Annotated in this window: 17 protein-coding genes; 7 read left to right on the top strand and 10 right to left on the bottom strand. The window is 31.0% G+C overall.

Annotation, left to right across the window (positions count from 1 at the left end; genetic code table 11):
- The first annotated feature begins 368 nt into the window (after positions 1-368).
- Complete coding sequence (gene carB / locus ECH_RS01540) at positions 369-3,599, top strand: carbamoyl-phosphate synthase large subunit (protein WP_011452557.1); 3,231 nt, start codon at positions 369-371, stop codon at positions 3,597-3,599.
- Positions 3,600-4,063: 464 nt separating this feature from the next.
- Here carB and ECH_RS01535 read toward each other — a convergent pair whose 3' ends face one another.
- Together ECH_RS01535 and fumC are read right to left on the bottom strand one after the other, a co-directional pair.
- A complete protein-coding gene (locus ECH_RS01535; RefSeq protein WP_011452556.1) occupies positions 4,064-4,378 on the bottom strand; it encodes a hypothetical protein in 315 nt (104 codons plus the stop codon).
- Between the two features lie 98 nt (positions 4,379-4,476).
- The gene (gene fumC / locus ECH_RS01530) at positions 4,477-5,862 is read right to left on the bottom strand and encodes a class II fumarate hydratase (RefSeq protein WP_006009983.1); all 1,386 of its coding nucleotides are present in this window, start codon (positions 5,860-5,862) and stop codon (positions 4,477-4,479) included.
- A gap of 449 nt (positions 5,863-6,311) precedes the next feature.
- Between fumC and ECH_RS01525 the strand changes: the two genes are divergently transcribed.
- Complete coding sequence (locus ECH_RS01525) at positions 6,312-6,962, top strand: phosphopantothenoylcysteine decarboxylase (protein WP_006009985.1); 651 nt, start codon at positions 6,312-6,314, stop codon at positions 6,960-6,962.
- Positions 6,963-7,211: 249 nt separating this feature from the next.
- A complete protein-coding gene (locus tag ECH_RS01520) occupies positions 7,212-8,555 on the top strand; it encodes a dihydroorotase (protein WP_006009988.1) in 1,344 nt (447 codons plus the stop codon).
- Positions 8,556-9,070: 515 nt separating this feature from the next.
- Here ECH_RS01520 and lipB read toward each other — a convergent pair.
- The 3 genes from lipB to ECH_RS01505 form a co-directional block, all read right to left on the bottom strand.
- Complete coding sequence (gene lipB, locus ECH_RS01515; RefSeq protein ID WP_006009990.1) at positions 9,071-9,715, bottom strand: lipoyl(octanoyl) transferase LipB; 645 nt, start codon at positions 9,713-9,715, stop codon at positions 9,071-9,073.
- A gap of 267 nt (positions 9,716-9,982) precedes the next feature.
- On the bottom strand, positions 9,983-10,609 hold the full coding sequence (gene purN, locus ECH_RS01510; protein WP_006009991.1) for a phosphoribosylglycinamide formyltransferase: 627 nt from the start codon (positions 10,607-10,609) through the stop codon (positions 9,983-9,985).
- 142 nt (positions 10,610-10,751) lie between these two features.
- Positions 10,752-12,254, bottom strand: coding sequence for a leucyl aminopeptidase (locus tag ECH_RS01505; RefSeq protein ID WP_011452553.1), 1,503 nt, complete (start codon positions 12,252-12,254; stop codon positions 10,752-10,754).
- A 405-nt stretch (positions 12,255-12,659) separates the two neighbouring features.
- On the opposite strand from ECH_RS01505, the gene ECH_RS01500 reads away from it, so the two are divergent.
- A complete protein-coding gene (locus tag ECH_RS01500; RefSeq protein ID WP_006010172.1) occupies positions 12,660-13,334 on the top strand; it encodes a protocatechuate 3,4-dioxygenase in 675 nt (224 codons plus the stop codon).
- Between the two features lie 135 nt (positions 13,335-13,469).
- Here ECH_RS01500 and clpB read toward each other — a convergent pair whose 3' ends face one another.
- Positions 13,470-16,043, bottom strand: coding sequence for an ATP-dependent chaperone ClpB (gene clpB / locus ECH_RS01495; RefSeq protein WP_006010174.1), 2,574 nt, complete (start codon positions 16,041-16,043; stop codon positions 13,470-13,472).
- 346 nt (positions 16,044-16,389) lie between these two features.
- Here clpB and ECH_RS01490 point away from each other — a divergent pair, with 346 nt between their 5' ends.
- The gene (locus ECH_RS01490) at positions 16,390-17,118 is read left to right on the top strand and encodes an SDR family NAD(P)-dependent oxidoreductase (RefSeq protein ID WP_006010176.1); all 729 of its coding nucleotides are present in this window, start codon (positions 16,390-16,392) and stop codon (positions 17,116-17,118) included.
- 656 nt (positions 17,119-17,774) lie between these two features.
- On the opposite strand, the gene groL is transcribed toward ECH_RS01490, so the two are convergent.
- Positions 17,775-19,427, bottom strand: a complete 1,653-nt coding sequence (groL, locus tag ECH_RS01485; protein WP_011452552.1) for a chaperonin GroEL — start codon at positions 19,425-19,427, stop codon at positions 17,775-17,777.
- A gap of 100 nt (positions 19,428-19,527) precedes the next feature.
- Entirely contained in the window at positions 19,528-19,812 is a 285-nt protein-coding gene (locus ECH_RS01480; RefSeq protein ID WP_006010180.1) for a co-chaperone GroES, read from the bottom strand.
- Positions 19,813-20,078: 266 nt separating this feature from the next.
- Here ECH_RS01480 and radC point away from each other — a divergent pair, with 266 nt between their 5' ends.
- Positions 20,079-20,771, top strand: coding sequence for a RadC family protein (radC, locus tag ECH_RS01475; RefSeq protein WP_006010182.1), 693 nt, complete (start codon positions 20,079-20,081; stop codon positions 20,769-20,771).
- 541 nt (positions 20,772-21,312) lie between these two features.
- Here radC and ECH_RS01470 read toward each other — a convergent pair.
- Positions 21,313-22,107 carry a phosphoribosylformylglycinamidine synthase subunit PurQ gene (locus ECH_RS01470; RefSeq protein ID WP_044161111.1) on the bottom strand — a complete coding sequence of 265 codons (795 nt, stop codon included), beginning with the start codon at positions 22,105-22,107 and terminating at the stop codon, positions 21,313-21,315.
- Positions 22,108-22,617: 510 nt separating this feature from the next.
- On the opposite strand from ECH_RS01470, the gene mnmG reads away from it, so the two are divergent.
- Positions 22,618-24,495, top strand: a complete 1,878-nt coding sequence (mnmG, locus tag ECH_RS01465) for a tRNA uridine-5-carboxymethylaminomethyl(34) synthesis enzyme MnmG (RefSeq protein WP_006010186.1) — start codon at positions 22,618-22,620, stop codon at positions 24,493-24,495.
- A 704-nt stretch (positions 24,496-25,199) separates the two neighbouring features.
- On the opposite strand, the gene glpX is transcribed toward mnmG, so the two are convergent.
- A complete protein-coding gene (gene glpX / locus ECH_RS01460) occupies positions 25,200-26,123 on the bottom strand; it encodes a class II fructose-bisphosphatase (protein WP_006010188.1) in 924 nt (307 codons plus the stop codon).
- Between the last annotated feature and the right edge of the window lie 218 nt (positions 26,124-26,341).

Here is a 26,341-nt window from a genome sequence, read left to right as displayed (position 1 = left end):
ATAAAATATCTTGTACCATTAAAGTTTTAAGCATCATGACACCTTTATAAACAGTAAAAATTGCAGTACTGTTATAGTTTAAGGCTTACCAATGATTGTCATTTAACATTATATAAAAATAGGCAAAATTCCTTATTAAATATTAGTTGTGACTTTTTTTATTTTGAAAAAGCTTTGAGTATCATAGCACTCATATAAATAATGAAAATTGCAGTACCGATTATAGTTTAATGCTTATCAATGATTCTCATTTTACATCATATAAAAATAAGTAAAACTCCTTATCAAACATTAGTTTTTACTTTTTTTATTTTGAAGACGAAGCATTAATAGTTATAGTATTAACAGCTAAATTCTTTATATACATCATGCCAAAACGTACAGACATAGAATCAATATTAGTTATTGGAGCAGGTCCTATAGTTATAGGACAAGCATGTGAATTTGATTATTCAGGTACACAAGCTTGTAAAGTTTTAAAACAAGAAGGATATCGAATTATCCTCATTAACTCAAACCCTGCAACAATAATGACTGATCCCGAAATTGCTGATTCAACATACATTGAACCAATTACATCAAACATTATTGAAAAAATCATTATAAAAGAAAGACCAAGCGCAATACTACCAACAGTAGGTGGGCAAACTGCTCTAAACGCTGCAATCAACCTATGTGAGTTAGGAATCTTAGAAAAATATAACGTAAAACTAATAGGTGCAACAAAAGAAGCAATTAAAAAAGCTGAAGATAGGAATCTATTCCGACAAGCAATGGACAAAATAGGAGTAAAATATCCAAAAAGTATAATAATAAGAAGTGTTGATGAAATAAATGACGCATTAGAATACATAGGATTACCAGCAATAATTAGGCCATCATTTACTCTTGGTGGCATAGGGGGTGGTATATCCTATAATAAAGAAGAGTTTCATAAAAATGTAAGCCATGGTTTAAACATTTCCCCAATATCTGAGGTACAAGTAGATGAATCCATCATCGGGTGGAAAGAATTTGAAATGGAAGTTATGCGAGATAATAAAGATAACTGCATTGTAGTTTGTTCTATAGAAAATCTCGATCCAATGGGAGTACACACTGGAGATAGTATAACAGTAGCACCTGCATTGACTTTAAGAGATGTAGAATATCAAAAAATGCGAGACATATCATTTTCTATACTTAGAGAAATAGGAGTAGATACTGGTGGATCAAACGTACAGTTTGCAGTAAACCCAAAAAATGACAATGATTTACTCGTTATAGAGATGAACCCAAGAGTCTCTAGATCATCAGCACTAGCATCAAAAGCAACAGGTTATCCTATAGCTAAGGTTGCCGCAAAATTAGCTATTGGTTATTCTCTAGATGAGATACAAAATGACTGTACAGAAGTCATTCCAGCATCATTTGAACCAAGCATAGATTACATTGTTACAAAAATTCCACGATTCAATTTTGATAAGTTCCGAGGTACAGAAAAAGAACTGTCAACCTCCATGAAATCTGTAGGAGAAGTAATGGCAATTGGAAGATCTTTTCCAGAATCATTACAAAAAGCACTGTGTTCCTTAGAAGCTGGATATTCTGGATTAAACGAGTATTTCGACCAAAACATAGAAATAGACCAACTATATAACTCCCTTGTAAAATTATCTCCAGATAGAATATTTATAATTGCAGATGCTTTACGACACAATATTAGCATAGAAGAAATCAATAAAATTACTGGGTACGATCCTTGGTTTTTAACCCAAATCAAAAATATTATACAATGTGAACAACAAATACAGAAAAATGGATTACCAAAAGAAGCAGAAGGGTTGTTATTACTAAAGAAAATGGGGTTTTCTGATATAAGGTTAGCATATTTAAGCAAGACTACAGTAGAATATATAGAAGATCTGAGGAAATCTTTATCCATAAAACCTGTATATAAACATATAGATACTTGTGCAGGAGAATTTAAAACCAATGCATCATATATGTATAGTTGCTATGAAGGTAATACTATCAATGTCACTGAATGTGAGTCTGTTGTAACAAATAACAAAAAAGTGATAATTTTAGGCAGTGGTCCTAACCGTATTGGTCAAGGTATAGAATTTGATTATACATGTGTACATGCAGCACATACCATAAGACAAATGGGGTATGAGTCTATTATGATAAATTGTAATCCGGAAACCGTTTCAACTGATTACGACATTTCAGATAAATTATATTTTTCTCCTCTAACACGAGAAAGTGTTCTAGACATCATATATAAAGAACAAGAGACAAACTCTTTATTAGGAGTAATAGTACAATTTGGTGGACAAACACCTTTAAAGCTTGCAAAAGTATTACAAGAGAAAAACATTAATATTCTTGGAACATCCTTTGATTCCATAGATTTAGCTGAAGATCGCATGAAATTTCAACAATTGCTTACACAATTAAATTTAAAGCAACCTTCTAATATCACTTGCAATTCAATACATGAAGTATATGAATGCATCAAAGATTTAGTATTCCCTATACTAGCAAGACCATCGTACGTACTAGGTGGACAATCAATGTCAATTATTCGTGATAGTAATGCTTTATCAAATTACTTAACTACTTATAAGAACATATTCGATCATGGATCATTATTGTTAGATCAATTTTTAACTCATGCAATTGAAGTAGATGTAGACGCTATCTGTGATGGAGAAAAGGTATATATAGCAGGGATAATGGAGCACATAGAAGAAGCTGGTGTACACTCAGGAGATTCTGCATGTTCTTTACCTTCATATAGTTTAACCTCAGAAATAACAGATGCTATAGCAGAGCAGACAAAAAAAATAGCACTTGCACTACAAGTCAGAGGATTTATTAATATACAATATGCAATACAAGATGGCGAAATATACATATTAGAAGTTAACCCTAGAGCTAGCAGAACTGTACCTTTTATTGCAAAAGCTACAGGTATCCCTATAGCAAAAATTGCAACAGAAGTATTACTAGGTAAAAAACTTCCTAACGCTCTTGAAGAGAAACTCACACATGTAGCTGTAAAGGAAGCAGTATTTTCTTTCTCAAGATTTCCAAACATAGATGTTTTATTAGGACCTGAAATGAAGTCTACAGGAGAAGTAATGGGAATCGATAAATCATTTGAAATAGCATTCGCAAAAGCACAAATGGCTGCTGGTTACGAATTACCAACTAAAGGTACAGCCTTTATATCTGTTAAAAATTCAGATAAACCACTCATTGTGAAAACAGCACAAATATTAAAAGATATCGGTTTTACTATATTCTCGACTAAAGGCACATCCACTTATTTAAATGAAGCAGGTATTACTACAGAACATGTAAATAAAGTAAGAGAAGGTAGACCACATATATTAGACTTATTACAAGATGATAAAATAAATCTAGTAATTAATACTTCAGAAGGTATCAAGTCCTTTTCAGAAAGTAGTAGCATAAGAAAAACTGCACTGATAAAAAAAATTCCATATAGTACCACAATACCTGGTGCAAGAGCTTTAGCACTTGCAATAAAAACATTAAAAAAGCAAGGTATTCACGTAGAATCTATGCAGGAATACACAAAAAAATAACGAGTTGTCAGAATATCACCGACTATCAAAAGAGCAACAAATTTCATACTTTATAAAAATATCGACAGTACGGCCACATACAATGAATTAAAAACTTATATTGTAAAATTAAATAAGATTAGATATAAATATATTTACTTCTTTGTTATAAATATAAAACTACAGGAACATTAACAAATATGTAGACTTCCCCAACTTTAGGATAATACTACATAAAGCCACTCAATTACTTATAACTTAGTAACAATGACTATACATAATTTCAATTAATAGGTAATCAACAAAGGATAGCCTTCATACAGGAACAAATATTAAATAAACAACTGAAAAACCCTGCTTAATAACACAAGAATAACTTACTCTCCCCTTACTACAGCTACCAATAAAAAAACCAGGTTATTGTAATAAAGAACCCCTATAAATAACTACCAAAAAAAAATATAAAACATATACTACAATAAATCTTATACTTCTTCTTTAGGTTTTAATATTTTACGTTCTAATCTTAAAATACGTTTTTTAATTACCTTAAGTTCCTCCATTAGCTCCTTATACTCAGTATTGCTAATAGATTCAGAAGTAGAAGATCCTATACGTTTTACCTGGTCTCCATTATCAATGACACCATCCTCGTTATTTTGAGCATTCGCCGCCATAACTCTTTCTTGAATTCTTACAACCGATTCAAACATCTGATCAAAGGTTTTGCTATCACCCACAATCTCTTTTACTGTATCTATATATTGCTTTATCACACCTTTGTAATCGTCTTCTGCCATAAAATCACTTTTCATTAAGAACATAATACTTCATGTTATAATAACACGTATTAACTGTCAACACTGTTAGTTATTAAACAAGTTGTATTAAACAATATTTAACCTGTAGGATATATCATATTTTCTGGATTAACGATTTTATCAAACTCCTCTTCACTTATTAAATTCAACTTAACTGCAGCATTTTTTAACGTTATTCCCTCATCAAAGGCAGTCTTTGCAATTTTTGCCGCATTATCATAACCTATATGTTTGTTTAATGCTGTTACCAACATTAAAGATTGACTCAACAAAAACGAAATACGATTTGTATCAGCTTTTATCCCCTGAACGCACTTGTGAGAAAAATTAATGCTAACGTCAGACAATAATCTAATAGATTGTAAAACATTATAAATAATCACTGGTTTAAATACATTCAACTCAAAATGACCATTTGACCCTGCAACAGTAACAGTTGTATGATTCCCCATAACTTGAGCACACACCATAGTAACAGCTTCACACTGGGTAGGATTTACTTTCCCAGGCATTATAGAAGATCCAGGTTCATTAGTAGGCAATATAATTTCCCCTATTCCACATCTTGGACCTGAACTAAGTAACCTAATATCATTAGCTATTTTCATTAAACTTACTGCAAGCACATTTAAAGCTCCACTAAATTCAACCAATGCATCATGTGTAGCTAATGCCTCAAATTTATTAACAGAAGCAACAAAATTAAAACCTGTTAATTTTTTTATTTCACTTGCAAAATGGACATCAAACTGTTTCCTAGAATTAATACCAGTACCTACTGCAGTACCACCTTGAGCTAGCTCAAGTAAATGACCTAACGCTGACTTGACCCTACTCATACCCTGTAAAATCTGATACGCATACCCAGAAAATACCTGCCCTAAAGTCAACGGAGTAGCATCTTGAAGGTGAGTACGCCCAATTTTAACAATATTTTGAAACGCTATAGACTTACTATGTAGAGCATCATATAAATTTTTCAAATTTGGCAACAATGAATTTTCAGTTTCAATAACAGCCGCAATATGCATTGCTGTTGGAAAAGTATCATTAGAGGATTGAGAATAATTCACATGATCATTTGGATGGACAGGATATTTACTACCTTTTTCTCCACCTAATATTTCAATTGCACGATTTGCTATTACTTCATTAACATTCATATTACTTTGAGTCCCAGAACCAGTTTGCCAAATTACTAAAGGGAACTCATCATCAAACTTACCATCTATAATTTCACTTGCAGCATTACAAATTGCATTACCTATTGTTTCACTAATATCACCATTTTTCATATTGACACGAGCTGCAGCTAATTTAACAAGTCCTAATGCCTTTATTAAAGGTTTAGGCATTTTCTCTGAGCCAATCTTAAAATTATCAATAGAACGTTGTGTTTGTGCACCCCAGTAATGGCATGCAGGAACATCTATCTCTCCCAAACTATCTCTTTCCTTTCTCATATTCTAAATTTTCCACCTACATGTGATAAATTATATTAATAAAGTTTTGTATTTATGTCCACCATAACTAACACAACTATATTAGTGCTACACTATATAAGCATCACAAGACTTTTACATATCAATTCTATCTAACATTTCATAACATCAATAATAACCAAGGCAGTACAAATCGAATTGTCCAACCAAACATATAACAGCACACTCAAAAATAGAACATGTACAATCACTTAAAAATATTTGAACTTTACAATTGCATATAATGAATATCCCAGTACACAACAATTATACTACCGCAACAGCAATTCCATATTCTTCTAGGATTAACTGTACAATCAGGTTGTTTGTAACAGTTAATCTAGTAAATATGCATACATAGTTGTTGAAGAAATTATTGTGAATTACTGTAATTTTGTACTAGAATAAAAATTTAAATATTTCAATACTTTATGGTTAATGTATTAATAACAGCTGGACCAACACAAGAAGCAATCGATCCTATCAGATATATCTCTAATAATGCATCTGGAAAACAAGGGTACGCAATAGCAGAATATATGAATAAAATTGGTTGGAAAGTAAACCTAGTATCTGGGCCAGTTACAATTCATAATCATAATATACAAAATATATTACATGTAAAAAACTGCAATGAAATGCTACAAACCTGCATAGAGTTACTGCCAGTAGATATTGCAATTTTCACTGCAGCAGTTACTGATTGGTGCCCTACATATTCTGTCAGAAAAATAAAAAAACATGAAATTACAAATATTAAAGTTACTAACAACCCAGATATTATTCATTGTATAAGTACTCATGAAAAGAGGCCAAAACTAGTCATTGGATTCTCATTAGAGTCAGAAAATGTCATAGAAAATGCAAAAATTAAACTTAAAAGAAAACAATGCGATTGGATTATCAGCAATACAACAACCATTAACAATGAACACGTTATGGGAAATGACTATAATAAAATTACTATCATTACTAAAGATCATTATAAAGAATTCCCTATAATGTCTAAAAAAGAAATAGGTCAATTAATTACAGAAGAAATTATAAATTTTTTAGCTAAGATAAATAATACTAAATCATAATCTAGCAATTCAAAAAAATTTCAAATTACAACTAGTAAATACAAAAAGGATTTATTAAAACTCAAAGCTTTAAAAAAATATCAACATTGCATTATAACTATAAAATAACATAAAAGAATGTATATATGATTTTTAATACTATACATGTTATACATAAATATTGACTATAAAACAATTTACAGATAGTGTTATAATAGATGTATTTATATCAGTTACTCATTTATTCATACTTTCTTAGGCATTTGAAAAATGTATAAACAATCTTGGGAATTGTTAGGCAATGGGCAACATGCAGATTTAACCGTTGCATATATTAATGCAAGAATCATTGACCCAGAATCTAAGTTAGATATCAGAGGTTCGCTACTTACCAAAGGAGATAAGATTATTGATTTTGGACCTGATCTATTTGCTAATGGTATACCAAGTACTATAGATGAGGTCATAGATTGCAATAATAACATACTGTTACCAGGTTTAATTGATATTCATGTGCATTTCCGAGAACCAGGCCAAGAGCATAAAGAAACCATCAATACAGGAAGCAAATCTGCTGCAGCTGGAGGTATAACAACTGTAGTTTGCCAACCCAATACTATCCCTACTATCAGTAGTGTAATCACTGCAAAATACATTAAAATGAGAGCTCTAGAAAGTGCTTATGTCAACATAGAGTTTTATGCTTCTATAACAAAATCAGATAATTCATTATCCGATATGGCACTGTTAAAAGAAGTAGGAGCAGTTGGTTTTACTGATGATGGCATGCCAGTAATGAACGCTTTAACAATGAGACAAGCACTAAGTTACTCAAGTATGTTGGATACCGTTATAGCACAACACGCAGAAGACCTAAACATATCTAATAACGGATGTATCAATGAAGGAATAATATCATATGAATTAGGATTAAAAGGTATACCTGATATTTCAGAATCTATAATAGTAAATCGTGATATTGCTTTAATGAAAAATATCAAAAATGTACATTATCACATTTTACATGTCTCATCCCAAGAGTCTTTACACATAATAAAACAAGCAAAAAGTCAAGGACTAAAAGTTACTTGTGAAGTAACTCCTCATCATTTCACTTTAACTGAAAGAGACATAATGACACATGGTAGTCTTGCAAAAATGAATCCTCCTTTGCGAACTGAAAATGATCGCCTTAGTATGATAGAAGGATTAAAAAGTGGCATAATAGATTGTATAGCAACAGATCATGCTCCTCATGATATCAATGCTAAGGAATTACCATTAGATACAGCTGCTTTTGGAATAGTTGGATTAGAAACAATGCTTCCAATTTCTTTAGAATTATATCATAATGGTACCATGCCTTTAATAGATCTACTAGCAACATTAACATACAAGCCAGCTGATATTATAAAGGTACCAAGAGGGCGTATAAAAAAAGACTATGTTGCAGATCTCATCATATTGGATTTAGATCATGAATGGGTAGTTGACATATCAAAATTTGCAAGTAAATCAAAAAATTCCCCCTTTCACAACCGTAAAGTAAAAGGTAAAGTTTTAAGGACTATAGTATCTGGCAAAACTACTTACAAAGCAGAAATCATAATCTAAAATACTTCTTACTCAGGTATTTATTATTCTTATTAAACTAATATGATTATCAACTTACACAAGTGATAAGTTTTCATAAATCATAAGGATTTTCAAGTTAATTTGTAATATTAAAGCATTTATAAGTAAAAATTAGTACTACCCTTTTCATTACTTTTTACGTTAAAAAAATTATACTAGCTTACATAAAGTAACAAATTTTCACAGAATTCCATATAGTACTAATAAAAACTCTCACCAAGCAAATTCACAACATAAATACTCATTAATAAACACTATCACCACTTATTCAATCATTCCCCATATTAAACATGATCATCAACTTATACAGAGTTATAAATTTTTATATAATACTTTCAATACAAAAGGCCCATCACACCCAACGTAACTACACCAATATGAAAATATTTTTCAGCATTTACCAACTCCAAATTTACATTGATTGCATTAAAAATGCTGCTATTACAAGATAGAAGAGTATATGCCACTTAATTTCAACATATTACAGTGTTCTTTCAATTAAAATTAGAAAAAATTTCATTAAACTTTTCTTGTAGTACAATATCAAATTCTTCATAAGAGATATTAATTCCCAACTTCCTAAGAGAAGTAATACCATAATCTTTAATACCACATGGTACTATGCCTGAATAATGAGAAAGATTTGTATCAATATTTATAGATACTCCATGATAAGTTACCCACTTCCTTATCCTAATTCCAAATGCAGCAATTTTTTTTTCAGTACCACCATGAGTTACCCATACACCTATCAAGTCAGGATTAAAATACGACTTGACTGAAAAATGACTTAAAGTTTCAACAATCCAATTGCCTAAAGTCTCAACATATAATCTAATATTACACTTGTTTCTGGTTTTCAGATTCAACATAACATAAGCAATCCTTTGCCCAGGGCCATGATAAGTATATTTACCACCTCTATTTGTAGCATATACAGGAAATAAATTATCAACTAGTAAATCTTCAACTTTAGCTCCAGTACCAGCAGTATACAACGGAGGATGTTCAAGCAACCAAACTAATTCCTTTTGCACTCCATTATAAATATCCTCTATCCTTTGTTGCATAAAGCATATTGCCTCTTGATAATCTATTTGTAGAGACTCTATTTTCCACTCTATTAAATCATATGACATAGACTTAATCACACATCAAAAAAATCATCATAACACTATACACTCAATAATAGACCAAAACTATTATATAACTTCGACAAAAATGCAGATGTAGTAAGCTAAATCAATTAAAAATTTTCTATTAAAATTCAGAACTAACAAAAATAAAAATTCTTACTAAATTTCAGATAACTTAAAAGTATTACCACACGTATATATAATTTACAAGCTTACTAGAATACATAAAAACAAATTTTTTACTCAGATTTTACGTAACATATAAAAGAATTAAATAGTTTCATCATAAAACATATGCAACAATTCCGCTGATGTGGCTAAATTTTCATTAAGTTGAAGCTGATTCAATGCAATCAACTTTACAGCTTTAGGATAACAAATATGTTCCATTTTTAATATCCTCTCGGAAAGATCTGTAAGATTATCCGATGAAAAAACAGGAACTGCTGCTTGTACGATAATGGGACCACCATCAACTTCTGGATATACATAATGCACAGTACATCCTGCAATTTTAACTCCAGCTTTCAATGCTTGAGACTGTGCATTCAATCCTTTAAAAGACGGTAAAAGAGAAGGATGTATATTAATAATTTTATGAAACCACTTATTAATAAAGCCCTCAGGTACAATACTCATAAACCCTGCAAGGCATATTAAATCTACTTGATGTTGTCTAAGTATACTATCAATAGAATCAAAATCCAATGGACGACCTTGTACTACAAAAGTCTTAATATTTTGTTTTTGTGCAATCAATAAACCATTTGCTTTAGGGTTATTAGAAATCACACAGGATACTTCTGCAGGGAAATCATCCTGTGCACAAGCATTAATTAATGCTTGCATATTAGAACCCCTTCCTGAAATTAAAATACCTAACTTAAGCGGCGTCATATAACTAAGTTACCCATAATATTAACCATGTACAAAGAGCATCGTAAAATAAATCATATTATATCCCAAATTGACTAGTACTCCAGAATCTTTATAAAATCATAACTATATAAATTTGTTAACAAAACACTATTACAATAGTTTAATTAGCCTCATAGTATTTTAAAATCAACCTATTCAGTAACCTTACACCAAACCCAGTTGCACCTTTAGGGCATATTTCATTACCTTCATTATCCCACGCCATTCCAGCAATATCCAGATGCACCCAAGGAGTCTTATTTACAAATCTCTGTAAAAATTGTGCAGCAGTAATGCTATCTGCACCATACCCTTTTGTTGAAATATTTTGCACATCAGCAATCGAAGAATCTATAAGTTTATCATATGCATCATCTAAAGGTAATCTCCACAATTTCTCACCGGACTCATTACCAGCAACAATTAATTGATTGGCAATTGCATCATCGTTTGAAAAAATCCCACCATATTGATTATTTCCTAGTGCTACAACCACTGCACCAGTTAATGTTGCTAAATCTATCATTAATTTTGGAGAAAACATTTTCTGAGTATACCATAAAGCATCAGCCAAAACTAGTCTACCTTCTGCATCAGTATTCAATACTTCAATAGTTTGCCCAGACATTGAAGTTACAACATCACTTGGTCTTTGCGCATTTCCTCCTACAGCATTTTCAACTAACCCTACTACACCTACAGCATTAACTTTTGCTTTTCTTGCTGCAAGAGTCCGCATAATACCTACAACAGACGCAGAACCAGCCATATCATATTTCATATCCCACATACCCCTAGAAGGTTTTAAAGATATTCCACCAGTATCAAACGTCACTCCTTTTCCAACAAATGCTATCGGACTGTCTGTTTCTTTTCCTCCATTCCACCTCATAACCACAAGCCTAGATTTCTTAGCACTACCTTGTCCTACACCTAGAAGTGCCATCATCTGATTTGCTTTCATATAATCTTCATCAAATATTTCAACTTTAACATCTACTTTACTTAATTCCTCATATATCATCTGAGCATAAATTTCTGGATAAAGAATATTAGGAGGTTCTGAAACAAAAGAACGAGCTAAAAATACTGACTCACCTTCGGCTTTTAAATTATCAAACAAAACAGCTGTTTTTTGAGGATTAGTTTTTGAAAAGAACTCTAACTTACGCACATAAGTTGCATTTTCATCTTTTTTCTGAACAAAATATTTATCAAACTTAAAACTGCGTAAAAATGCCCCATAGGCAACATTAGCCATAATATCACTATCATTACTACTTATAATTGAGGCCTCTGATATTTTCATCCTATTAAGTTCAGAATATATAACACCACCAATCCTTAAAGATTTGTTTTCATCAAACTCTTCAGGTTTACCCAACCCTACTACTATTACTATAGGATACCCTGCATCTAATCCAGTAATTGGCAATACTTCTGCAAACTTACCATCAAAAGACTTGTAACCTTCTACCACCTTCATAATTTGCTCACTACGCTCAGCTAAGGCACTATAGTCTTCCAAGTGATTACTACCTTCAAAGATACCCACAACTATTGCTGTTGTCTTTAAAAACAAAGATACCCCTGGCATTAAACTTGAAAACGATATATCTATCATATGGTTATCCTAAATTGGCATTTACATGTAATTTTTACTTTAACTCTTTTTAGAAACTTTTCAAGTAAAATTAAGTGAATAATAATTAATTATTTAATAAAATTTTATAGAATTAAATATTGTATTTATCATGAAAACCATATATTTTTACAATATGACTCATACAGAATAGAAATATGACCTATACAAATTCAAAAAAATTATAAATATATCTTTAAATAGACTACAATCTAGTTTACAAATAGTCACACAAAAAAGTTTTTTTAGGAATTACAATATTTAGTATTTATAATATGCTATAACAAGAAACTATTATGGGTAATATGATCTCTACGTAAGATTAAGTTAAATCATAATAAAAAGTTATCTTGTTTATGACTTAAAGATTTAAATTATGGTAATAAGATGAACTACTTAGCAAAATCATTGTTATGCTTACTCATAAGTATAACATGTACATACGATGCATTGGCAATTGATCCAATTCTCGTTCACTGCCAAAAAACTCCTGAAATCTTTGACCTTAACAATAAACCAAGTAAGTTTTCTTTATCAAACAATTTACGACGCAAGATGAGCAGCCCATTAGCAGCTGATGGAGAACTGATATATATTGTCGGCAAAGTCACTAACACAAATTGTATACCTATAGCAAATGCTAACGTCTTTATCTGGCACACCAATGCACATGGAATATATCAAGACAGCCAAGACGATAAACACAAATCAGAACTTATTCTAGAAGAATTAGATATGTATGATTATCAGTTCATTGGTTCAGGAAAATCAGTAACTGACAATTTAGGAAATTATAGTTTTATAACCATTATCCCTGGTATTAACAAGAAAAACAAAGTTCCTCGTATACATTTTTTGTTACAACATTCAGAATTTTCTGAATTTAATACAACAATGTTTTTCCCAGAATATGACAATTCAATTGATAATCAATTTCAAAACATAGACTTCAATTTACAAGACTTACTAGTAGCACGATACACCAAAAATACACTTGGGATAAAAACTTATTACTTTAACATTACAATTGAGGATAAAAATCCGTATAAGTCTTATAAATAATCACAAAAGTTGTTATCCGTATGTCTTAATAATAACTATTATGCACTACTACAAAGGTCAATAAGCATTTCACTATTGTACAAATGAAACTCAATATACTTTCAGCAAATTCCATATGATAATATTATTATTAATCTATAACTTATTAATAATTAAATCGTCATTCAACAAAACTACTTCTAGCTTATCTCCCTTACTAACTTGATTTGCAAGTATTAACTTTGCTAAACTATTTTGTATTTTTTGTTGTATTAATCTTTTCAAAGGTCTTGCCCCATATAACGAATCATAGCCATTATTCATCAACCAAGATTTTGCCTCCGAAGATAAACTAATCTCTAACTCTTTTTGAGCAACAATTTTCTGTAACAGAGAAAATTGTACATCTATAATTTTCTCTATATGTTCCTTAGTTAATCTATGAAATACAATAATTTCATCTAATCTGTTTAAAAATTCTGGCCGAAAATGATGTTGTAACACACTAGTTATAGATTTTTTTACTGACTCTCCATCAACATCTTCCTTATTATTAATCAGTATTTCTTGTCCTAAGTTTGATGTTAAAACCAGTATTGTATTACGAAAATCAACCAATTTACCATGGTTATCAGTTAACCGTCCCTCATCTAATACTTGCAATAAAATATTAAAAATATCTCCATGTGCTTTCTCTATTTCATCAAAAAGTATAACTTGATAAGGTCTCCTCCTCACAGATTCAGTCAACATACCACCTTGATCATATCCTACATATCCTGGAGGAGCACCTATTAACCGAGATACAGCATGCTTTTCCATAAACTCAGACATATCAAACCTCAATAAAGCAGATTTATCACAAAATAAAAATTCAGCTAATGTTTTTACTAATTCTGTTTTTCCTACTCCAGTAGGTCCAAGGAATAAAAAAGATCCTAATGGTTTATTGGCATCTTGTACTCCTGCACGCGATCTTCTAACAGCATCACTTACTGCTTTAATAGCACTTTCTTGACCAATGACTGTTTTCCCTATCTCTTCTTCCATACGCAGCAATTTTTCTTTTTCACTGCTCATCATGTTTTCAATAGGAATACCTGTCCACCGTGATACAATACTTGCTATATCACTTTCAGTCACTTCCCTTTTCAACATGTTACTACTAGGTTTTTCACATTTTTTTAACTCTTTTTCAAGTTCTGGGATAATTCCATACATCAATTCGCCAGCTTTTGCCAAATTACCAGACCTTTGAGCTTTTTCTAAATCATTTCTTGCATTATCTAACTTTTCCACACATTCTTGCATTTTTAATATCTTCATTTTCTCAGCCTGCCACTTACTATTTAATTCTGTTGCTTGAATACTTAATTTATTCAATTCTTCACTTAATTGGGCTAAACGCTGTTTTGAAGATTCAGTATTTTCTTTTTCTAAAACTCCAGCCTCAATCTTCAATTGAATAATTTTTCTATCTAATTCGTCAATTACCTCAGGTTTACTATCAATCTCTATTCTTACACGACTTGCTGCTTCATCAATTAGATCTATAGCTTTATCTGGTAAAAACCTATCTGTAATATAACGATTTGACAAAGTTGAAGCAGCAATAATCGCACTATCCATAATCCTAATACCATGGTGTACTTCATATTTTTCTTTCAATCCACGCAAAATAGAGATAGTATCATTAACAGTAGATTCAGAAACAAACACAGGTTGAAACCTTCTAGCCAATGCAGCATCTTTTTCTATGTGTTGCCTATATTCATCCAATGTTGTTGCTCCTATACAATGTATTTCACCCCTTGCTAAAGCAGGTTTTAACAAGTTCGATGCATCCATTGCACCATCTGTAGCACCAGCTCCAACTAATGTGTGTAATTCATCAATAAACAATATAACCGCACCATTTGACGCCACTATTTCATTAATTACATATTTTAATCTTTCCTCAAATTCCCCTCTATATTTTGTTCCAGCAACAAGCATTCCAAGATCCAGTGCCATTATTTTTGCATTTCTTAGTCCAACAGGAACATCACCTACCACAATACGCTGTGCCAATCCTTCAATAATTGCTGTCTTACCAACTCCAGGTTCTCCAATTAATACAGGATTATTCTTTGTTCTGCGTGATAAAACTTGCATTGTACGTCTAATCTCTTCATCTCTTCCAATAACTGGATCAAGTTTCCCAGCCATGGCAGATTCTGTAATATCTTTAGCATATTTTTTCAGAGCATTAAATTTATGTTCAGCATTAATAGTATCAGCCTTAGATCCATTACGCATATTAAGTATTAGTGATTCTAACTTAACAGGAGTTACTCCATGTGCAAGTAGTATCTTGTAAACACTAGTGTCTTTAACAACTGCAAGAGCTTGTAATAATCTCTCCACAGTTACATAAGTATCCTGATTCCTTTTTGCTAAACTAATAGCTTCTTCTAAAACCTGAGCCATTTCTTTTGATAAATGTATATGACCACTACCACTTCCACTTACAACAGGTAATTTACTTAAGGAGAGTTTTATATCACTGTATATCTTATCAATATCACATCCACATGAAGTCAGCAACAGCTCAATAAGCTCATCTTTAGTATCTAACATTACTTTAAGTAAATGCTCTGGTATCAAAGATTGATGCCCTGATGCAATTGCTGTAGTTTGCGCCTGCATTATTAAATTCTTTGACATATCAGTAAATTGATTGAGATCCATAACTAGCCTCACCTAAATGATCTAACTTACATATAAACATTATTTATAAAAATTAAAGGTGTTTTTATAATTTTATTACTAAGATATTTTTTTATTAATAACTATATGCCAATACAGATAGTATAAGTATCTTATAATAAATCCATCATCTTAATGTAAGTAATACATATAACTAATAACAATAATATATTAACATTTTTATAGAATATCTATCATAATCAAACATTAACTAAATTCTCTACTAGCAGTAAATTGAATATCTACAATTTACACGTTCTACTGTTTTGCTTGCCAACTTAATTGATACTGCTTATCATCTGAATATCAAAAGATGATAGGGTACTGTATGGAAAAACAATTAGCAGGTAAAGTAGCAATAATTACAGGTGCTTCTGGAAGCATAGGTTCAGCTGTTGCAAAAAGATTTGCTAAAGAAGGAGCTTGCCTTATCTTAGTAGCTAAGAATATTAATAAATTAAATGCTGTATATGACTCTATAAAAGAGTTAGGAGGTGATGCAATGTTAGCAGCAGTTGATCTTCAGGATTTCGATACAATAAAAAATTTTGCAATGTCTATAGGCAATAAGTTTAAAAATATAGATATATTAATATTAAACGCAGCAGTGGTAGGAGATCTTAGCCCTACACAAGATTATGAATATGATACATGGAAAAGGATAATGGATATAAATTTTATAGCTAACTGGCATTTAATAAAATACTTTGATCCATTACTTAAACTTTCCCCAGCTGGTAGGGTAATTGCTGTTACTTCTGAGGTCACACAATCACCATCTAGATATCCATATTGGAGCACATATGCATCAAGCAAAGCTGCTTTAGAAACAATGCTAAGAATATATGCTACAGAAACAAAGCATAGCAAATTATGTGTTAACATGGTATATCCATCACTAATGGACAATGATATATACGCTCAAGCACTACCAATAAAAGAAACTGCACAATCAGTCCTTCCAGAAAATTTTACTGACAAATTCATTGAACTATCATCTAATCAATGCAATGTTACAGGACAGATTTATAAAATAGGATCAGAAGATGAATGCTAGCTCTTTTTCCTAGCAAAATTAGCATTCTGTACAATACAATCAAGCATATATATAACAATCTTATTTTACAATATAGAATAGATTAAAGATAATATTAATTCTGGTTCGCTTTAGTAAATTAACCCTACTATACTTTATTTCATAACAATCAAGACAGATTTTCAACATGTCAATCAATCTCTTATTAAATAAGTTCTTATGCTAAACTAAGGTAAACGATCATATTTTTCTTTTACAGGAACAGAAACAGACTGTTACCATATATTTTGTATAACTATGCTAATCACTTATATTACACATAGTACAAATCTGAAAAGCTTATAATAATATCACACTATACTTTTACCGAATAATGTTTATTAACTAACATATAATCAAAAAGCAAGCCACTACCACAGATTAGGCGCAAGCAAAATGTTTATACTTTATGCAACGCTAAATAGAGAACAAATACAATTATAGAACAATAAGTTTAACGACATTATAAAAATAAAGAATAGCCAAAACATTTTACATATTTGACACAACATATAATAAACTATAGCAGTCTTTTTGTTATTACATAGGCAATATATTTGAAAAACATAAACTAAAAGAAGGGGGCAAAGTCTTAAAAGACTTTACCCCATTAGTCAATATAGAAGATTATCTATTAATTAGAATCCTCCCATACCTCCCATGCCTCCCATGCCTCCAGCACCAGCATTAGCATCATCTTTAGATGGTACATCTACTACAATAGCATTTAGAGTCATAAATACTGCTGCAAGAGATACAGCAAAATCAAATGCTATACGCACTACCTTCAGTGGATCAATAACCCCAGAAGTAAAAGCATTTGCAAAATTCATTGTATCAACATTAAAAATAAGCTCTTTATCATTTTGTTTTAACAAATGAGCAATAACACATGGAGCATTTTCTGATCCAGAGTTTTTAATGATACGTTTAATAGGAGCTTGTAAAGCGCGTTTTACAATATTAATACCTAATTGTTCATCATCATTTTTACTCTTCAAGTTTTCAAGAACTGATAATGTATATAATAATGCAGCACCACCTCCTGGTACAACACCTTCTTCAACAGCAGCTCTAGTTGCGTGTAAAGCATCTTCAACACGGTCTTTACGTTCTTTAACTTCAACTTCACTAGACCCACCAACTTTCAATACAGCAACACCACCTGATAGCTTAGCTAAACGCTCTCTTAATTTTTCTTTGTCATAATCTGATGTAGAAGCTTCAATTTGCATTTTAATTTGATTAATTCTACTTTGTACATTAGCAGAACTATTATCTACACTACCGATAATAGTAGTAGTATCTTTTGTAATACGTATATTTTTAGCAGTACCTAATTCAGCTAAAGTTAGATCTTCCATTTTTATTGCAAGATCATCACTTATTACATGTTTAGCTCCAGTTAAAATAGCAATATCACCTAACATATCTTTTCTTCTATCACCAAACCCTGGCGCTTTAACTGCTGCTACATGTAACCCACCGCGCAATTTATTTAAAACGAGAGTGCTAAGTGCTTCACCTTCCACATCTTCTGCAATAATTAAAAGAGGTCTTCCTGATCTAGCCACATTTTCCAAAATTGGTAATATAGGTTGTATGATATTAAGTTTTTTCTCTGTTAGTAAGATATAAGGATTTTCAAATTCCACTAACATCTTTTCTGAATTAGTTACAAAATAAGGAGAAAGGTATCCACGATCAAACTGCATACCATCAGTTTTTTCAACATCTAATTCTTTAAAGCCTTTACTTTCTTCAACTGTAATAACCCCATCTTTACCAACTTCTTGAACACATTGTGCAATCTTACTACCTATATTCTTATCTCCATTAGCTGAAATAGTAGCAACTTGTGCAATTTCTTCTTCAGACAACACTTCACGCTTCATAGACATTAATGCTTCCAAAACAGCCTCTTTAGCTTTTAGTACACCTTCTTTAATACACACAATATCTGCTCCAGCAGCTTTAGCTTTAGATACTTCTTCTATAACTTTTGCAGTTAAAATAGAACATGTAGTTGTTCCATCACCAACTTTATCATTACATTGAGAAGCACTCTGAGTAATTATATTAGCAATAGCAAGAGCCAATGGATCCTCTGGCTTTATACTCTTAATAACTTTATATCCATCTTTTGTAACTTCTGGAGCTCCATAAGATTTACCAATAGCTACAGTAAGTCCCTTAGGCCCAGCCGTACATCCTACAGCATCTTCTAAAATACGAACAACTTCTCTAATTGATTTATCAAGTTGTTCACCAGTCACAACTACATTTGCCATGTTATTTAATCTCCGTTTAATAAAAAATTAATTAAAACTACTTATACTTAGGCTATTACAAAAAAACACATGTATAGCATATTTAAACTCAATGTAATGACTATGCTTCTTTTGCAATGATATCACTTTCTTTCATAACTATGTATTTTTTATCGTGGAATTCAATTTCATTACCAGCCCACTGACGATAAAAAACTACATCTCCTACTTTAATAGTCATAGGAAGAATATTGCCACTATGATTGTATACACCTGGCCCAACAGCCACAACTTTACCTTGAGTAGGTTTTTTCTTAGCTGAATCAGGAAGCTGTATAGGAGAACTACTATTACACTCCTCCAAAGCCTCAATCAACACATTATCATGTAACATATTTAGATTCATACACTACCTCTATAAAAAAATAAATTATCAGTAGCATCAGATACTACTAGCTAAGATCATATATAATATCAAGAAATCTAATTTCAAGTATCAATCAATAAATTTTATAATACATATTGCACAAATGTTTACAAGGTTAGAACTTTATAGGACCCAGTAGAAATATTATATTACTCTGTAACAGTTTACATAACACATAAAAAATCAATTGACTTGATACTGAAAACATCGTTGATATTTAAGTAGTTAATTTTTTAAGTAAGTTAATGAATATCAAAGATGAACGCCAAAAACAACAAATTGGACATAGAAAAAGGCTAAGACAAAAATTACTATCTAAAGGAAACAAAGGGTTACTAGATTATGAAATTTTAGAATTAATTCTATGTTCTGCACATCCAAGAAAAGATGTAAAACCTATTGCTAAAAAGCTAATTGAACATTTTGGAACTTTTGCAAAAGTTTTTTTTGCTGATTACAGTCAACTCAAGCAAATATCCGGTATAGGAGAAGTTGCAATATCAGCAATTTTTTGTATTAGAGAAGCATTAAACAGAATTCTACGTGAAAATATTGATAAAGGCACAATTATTAATCAATGGCAAAAGTTAATAGAATATCTTAGGATAAAGATAGGTAATGGCAGTGTAGAAAACTTTCATATATTATATTTAAATACAAAATACAAACTCCTTGCAGATGAAACTCAAGATGTAGGCACTGTAAACCAAACTCCTCTATATGTAAGAGAAATAATAAAAAAATCTCTATTTTTAGAAGCTACATCCATTATTATTGCCCACAACCATCCCAGTGGAGATGCTAAGCCTTCTAAAGCAGATATTGAAATTACTAATCAACTTGCCAGAGCATGCAGTGATGTCGGAATAACACTAATAGATCATGTCATAGTTACATCTAATGCCCACTACAGCTTTAAAACCCATAACCTATTATAATAATTACATATCGTACAATAACAATTCACCATCACTACATTCCTTACACAATATTTCTTACACAATCCTGATCTCAAAATACAATAAATTTTGACTACATTCTACAATGTTCCCAATAAAAACATTGAAATTCTAAATAGCACATTCATAAATCAAAAATAGTTAACTAAAATCAACAAATATATCACTGCTTGTAGCTTATACATATTTCTCGATCCCACAAAAGTTTATATAAGCCTATACTGTATATGCAGTAATACCAAAAAAACATAAAAATGATAAACCTGATAAAAATCAACAACATTAAAACTTACAAAATACTTTTTAGATCATTTGCAAAAATATTTCACAGCATTACAAAAAATCTTCATTCCATCTCCATAAGTAGGATAAGCAATATTAGATCTTAAGCACTTATCGATCCCACAAAAGTTTATATAAGTTTATATTTTATATGCAGTAATACCAAAAACATAAAAGTAATAAAATGATAAACCTGATAAAACTCAACAACATTAAAACTTACAAAATACCTTTTAGATCATTTGCAAAAATATTTCACAGCATTACAAAAAATCTTCATTCCATCTCCATAAGTAGGATAAGCAATATTAGATCTTAAACATTGTTCTTTTATCTGTGTCCAGTTATCCTGCTGTGTGAAAAACATTGCTCTCTCTGGATGTGGCATCATAACCAATACTTTACCACTATTGTCAGACAGTGCAGCAATATCGGCAACTGACCCATTAGGATTACAAGGAAATTCTTGATTCGCATAATTACCTTCATTGTTAATATACCTGAACGCAATATTCTTCTCAATAGAAGAAATGACAGAGACATTTTCTACAAAAAACCTTCCCTCTCCATGCGCAACTGGAATATATAATTCATTTAATCCTTTTAACCATGGTGAATTATTTGATAAATTCACTTTCACTTTCACCCATCTACACTGATATTGTCGAACAGAATTATTTAAAAGTGTTATACACGCAAAATCTGATATTAATCTCATCAGTATCTGACATCCATTACATATACCAATTACTAATTTATCACCAGCCAAAAACTCTGATATTTCTTCTCTTAAGTTATGAAAAATTCTCAATGCGAAAGCATTTCCAGCACCAGTATCATCTCCATAGGAAAAACCTCCAGGAATTGCAAGTACATTATAATCTCGCAACAAATTAGGACATGATATTACTTCATTAATATGCACTATTTTTCCCTGCACATCACATGACAATAACTCTCCTGCCTTAACAAAAGCAAACAGGGTTTCTTCTTCACAATTTAAACCATATCCAGATAATACAATGACCTTCATTTTTTTCATCAAAATATATAAACTATTAGCTTAACACAAAAAGTAAACACTTAAACTCCATTTATTGAAAATCATGTAAACAAGTCCTCAACTTTTAGATATAACATCTACTAACTACATCTAAAAAAATTCATTTAAATTCTATGTAACAAATAACCTTATTAATCTACAACAACATATCTAATAAACTTACATAAACAAACACATAATTAACTATATATTCTTCAACCCAAAAAAACACTTAATATACTGAATACAAGCTAACAAAACCACTAAACAATGTTTATATCTAATCAGCAATATCACTATTATAAAAAATTCTTTTCTGAGAATATGTTTAGATATTAAGCTAAAAATACTATTTGCAATCAATTTAAAAAAATACAATAAATTATTTAATATCTTTAAGTAACTTATGATATAAAAACTTTATATTAGAATGCAACTTTATTGACAATTTTAATAAAATTACTACCATTATCTTAGTATTCAACATATTATACTGCTTATATGGATCATTATGATGTAGTAGTTATAGGAGGAGGCCACGCAGGGTGTGAAGCAGCTGCTGCTGCAGCACGTATCGGTGCAAAAACCCTGTTGATTACACATTCTACATCAACAATTGGAGAAATGTCTTGCAATCCAGCCATTGGAGGAATTGCAAAAGGTACTGTAGTCAGAGAAGTTGACGCTCTGGATGGCTTAATGGGAAAAGTCATAGATAAAGCTAGCATTAATTCTAGTATATTAAACAGGAGCAAAGGGCCAGCAGTATGGGGACCAAGAGCACAAGCAGATAGAAAAATATATAAAAACACTATGCAGGATATCATACTAAACTATCCAAATTTAACAGTGTTAGAAGCATCAGTAGAAGACTTTACTATAACAGAAAAAGATGAAAAATTCACCGTCGAAACTGTAATTACATCTGATCAGCAAGTAATATACACAAAAAAATTAATACTAACCACTGGTACATTTTTACAAGGAACCATACACATAGGAAGTTATAATACTCCAGCAGGTAGATTTGGTGAACAACCTTCCATTGGTTTAGCAAAAACGTTAGAAAAATATAATTTTAAGTTAGGTCGCTTACGTACTGGCACTCCACCAAGACTTGACATAAACAGTATAAATTTTTCAGGATTACAAGAACAAAAAGGTGATTCTGAACCATCACCTTTTTCATATATGTCACAATCAATAGATTTACCACAAATTTCATGCTATTTAACTGCAACTAATACTAGAACCCATGAGGTAATAAAAAATAATTTACACAGAGCAGCAGCAAGTAATTCACTAAAAGATATAAAGGCTCCTAGATATTGCCCTTCAATAGAAGAAAAAGTAAGAAGATTTTCAGAACGTAATAGTCATCAGGTATTTTTAGAGCCAGAAGGCTTAGATTCTAACATTATCTATCCTAATGGAATTACCACTTCATCTCCACTCGATGTACAATATGAAATGTTGAAGACCATACCAGGACTAGAAAAAGTCAACATAATCAGAAGTGGTTACAGTGTTGAATACAATTTTATTGATCCAAGAGAACTATATCATACTCTTGAAACAAAAAAAATAAGTGGTCTATACTTTGCAGGACAAATAAATGGTACCACTGGGTATGAAGAAGCAGCAGGGCAAGGGATCATTGCTGGAATCAATGCAGCATTATCTCTCAACTCAAAGTATGAACCTTTCATACTAAAAAGAAGTGATGCATATATTGGTGTGATGATAGATGATTTAGTTACCTTAGGAACATCTGAGCCGTACAGACTTTTCACATCTAGAGCAGAATATAGGTTAAGGTTACGTTCCGACAATGCTGATTTACGTTTAACAGAACTGGGATATCAAATATCAGTTGTATCATCCAAAAGATATACCATTTTAAAGAACAAAAAACAGGAAATAATAACTTTAACAAATATTTTAAAAAATATCATAACAACCCCTACACAACTTGCTAGGCATAATATACCTATATCTCAAGATGGGGTAAGGAGGAGTATTTTCGACCTTCTAGGTCACCCAAATATAAATATGGAAATCGTATCAAGAATATGCAACACAGTAAAAGAATTTAACAAAAATGTTGCAGAACAAGTGGCAATAGAAGCAAAATATGCACCTTATTTTGACAGACAAGATGCAGATATTAAGGCTTTTCTAGAAGAAGAAAATACACATATTCCACACAATATAGAATTTTCACAAATCCATGGCCTATCAAAAGAAATTCAAGAAAAACTAGAGTATATCAAGCCACTTTCCATTGGCTCTGCAAGACGTATACCTGGAATAACACCAGCAGCAATTACTAATATTTTGATCTATTTACGTTATTATAAAAGTAAAAAGACTTCATAAGCTTAACCAACAAACAAAACTAAGCTACATATCAACATGTATAAAAGCATTTTCACCACCAGTTGTTAGTTTATGAAATATGTTTCATACTCATGTATCAGATACAAAAAACCACTTCAGAAGGTTTTACCAATAAACAATACATTTTTTTATGATAAATATATTCTAGATAATTCCTCATTATAAAAGTAAAAAGACTTCATAAGCTTAACCAACAAACAAAACTAAGCACATATCAACATGTAAAAATATTTTCACCACCAGTTATTAGTTTATGAAATATGTTTCATACTCATGTATCAGATACCAAAAACCACTTCAGAAGGTTTTACCAATAAACAATACATTCTTTTATGATAAATATATCTAGATAATTCCTCATTATAAAAGTAAAAAGACTTCATAAGCTTAATCAACAAACAAAACTAAGCTACATATCAACATGTATAAAAGTATTTTCACCACCAGTTGTTAGTTTATGAAATATGTTTCATACCTATGTATCAGATATAAAAACCATTTCAGAAAATTTTACCAATAAACAATACTTTCTTTTATGATAAATATATTCTAGATAATTCCTTCTAATTACAGACTCAACAGCTTCACACTTTTTATAAAAAATTTTCAAATTACACTACAAAGCTCTATTATACATCTCCACAATATTTACATAAGATTGCAATAAGCATTAAAATAACCCACTATACCTCAGGAACAGTATTATTAACATACATAACACTAGCCGGTTTAATGATTATAGACTCTATAATAAAAGACCCTTGCGAATATCTAATACCTTTAACCAAAGCACTATCAGTAATACCAGTAGCTATAAAAATTGATTCAGATTTCACCATTTCTTCTATAGAGTAAATTTTATTTATATCTTTAATTCCAAATTGTTCTGCTCTTGCTCTTAAATACTCTGTATCAAAAATTAGTTTACCTTCCATGTATCCTCCCATCGATGACAAAGCAGCAGCTGCAAGTACACCCTCTGGAGCTCCTCCAGTTCCAACATATAAATCATGAGTTCCTTTCATCAGTGATACTACAGCCGAAACATCCCCATCATCTATAAGCTTTATACGAGCTCCACATTCTCTAATACTTTTAATTAATTCTAAATGTCTTTCTCTATATAAAACCATTACAATCAGTTCATTTACATTACACTTTCTGACCTCAGCTAAATTATACAAATTAGTTTTTATATCATATTTTAAAGAAACCACACCTTTAGGAACATTAGGACCTACAGCAATTTTTTTCATATAAACATCAGGAGCATTTAAAAATTCACCTTTTTTCGCTATTGCGAGAACAGACATAGCTCCATTTTTATAATGAGCACACATAGTAGTACCTTCAAGTGGATCAAGAGCAATGTCAACATCAATTCCTCCAATACCCACTTTTTCTCCAATATATAGCATAGGAGCATTATCTCTTTCCCCTTCTCCAATAACAACAGTCCCATTAATTTCTAATAAGTTTAATGACTTTCGCATAGCATGAACAGCAACACGATCTGCTTCTTTTTCATTACCCATACCAAGACATTTATAAGATGCTAAAGCTGCAGCTTCAGTAACTGATAATAATTTAAATATTAAACTTTGCATTATTAAAATCCATATTGTTATAATACAAACACATCATAATACTATAAATATATTTATAGCAAATTATCATACTACACTTACATTAATACATAACTATACAGACTACAACAATCAAGTAAGTGTTCCTTCAATCTACTTAATAAAAGCACATTCCAAAAGCATCAAAATGTTCTGACAAAATTATTTTCAGGAATTAATTACTAATAAAAATGAATTTT

This window comes from Ehrlichia chaffeensis str. Arkansas (genome assembly GCF_000013145.1).
GTDB lineage: Bacteria > Pseudomonadota > Alphaproteobacteria > Rickettsiales > Anaplasmataceae > Ehrlichia > Ehrlichia chaffeensis.
The sequence above is the reverse complement of the archived record's forward strand: the minus strand, read 5'-3'. Positions and strand labels throughout refer to the sequence as shown.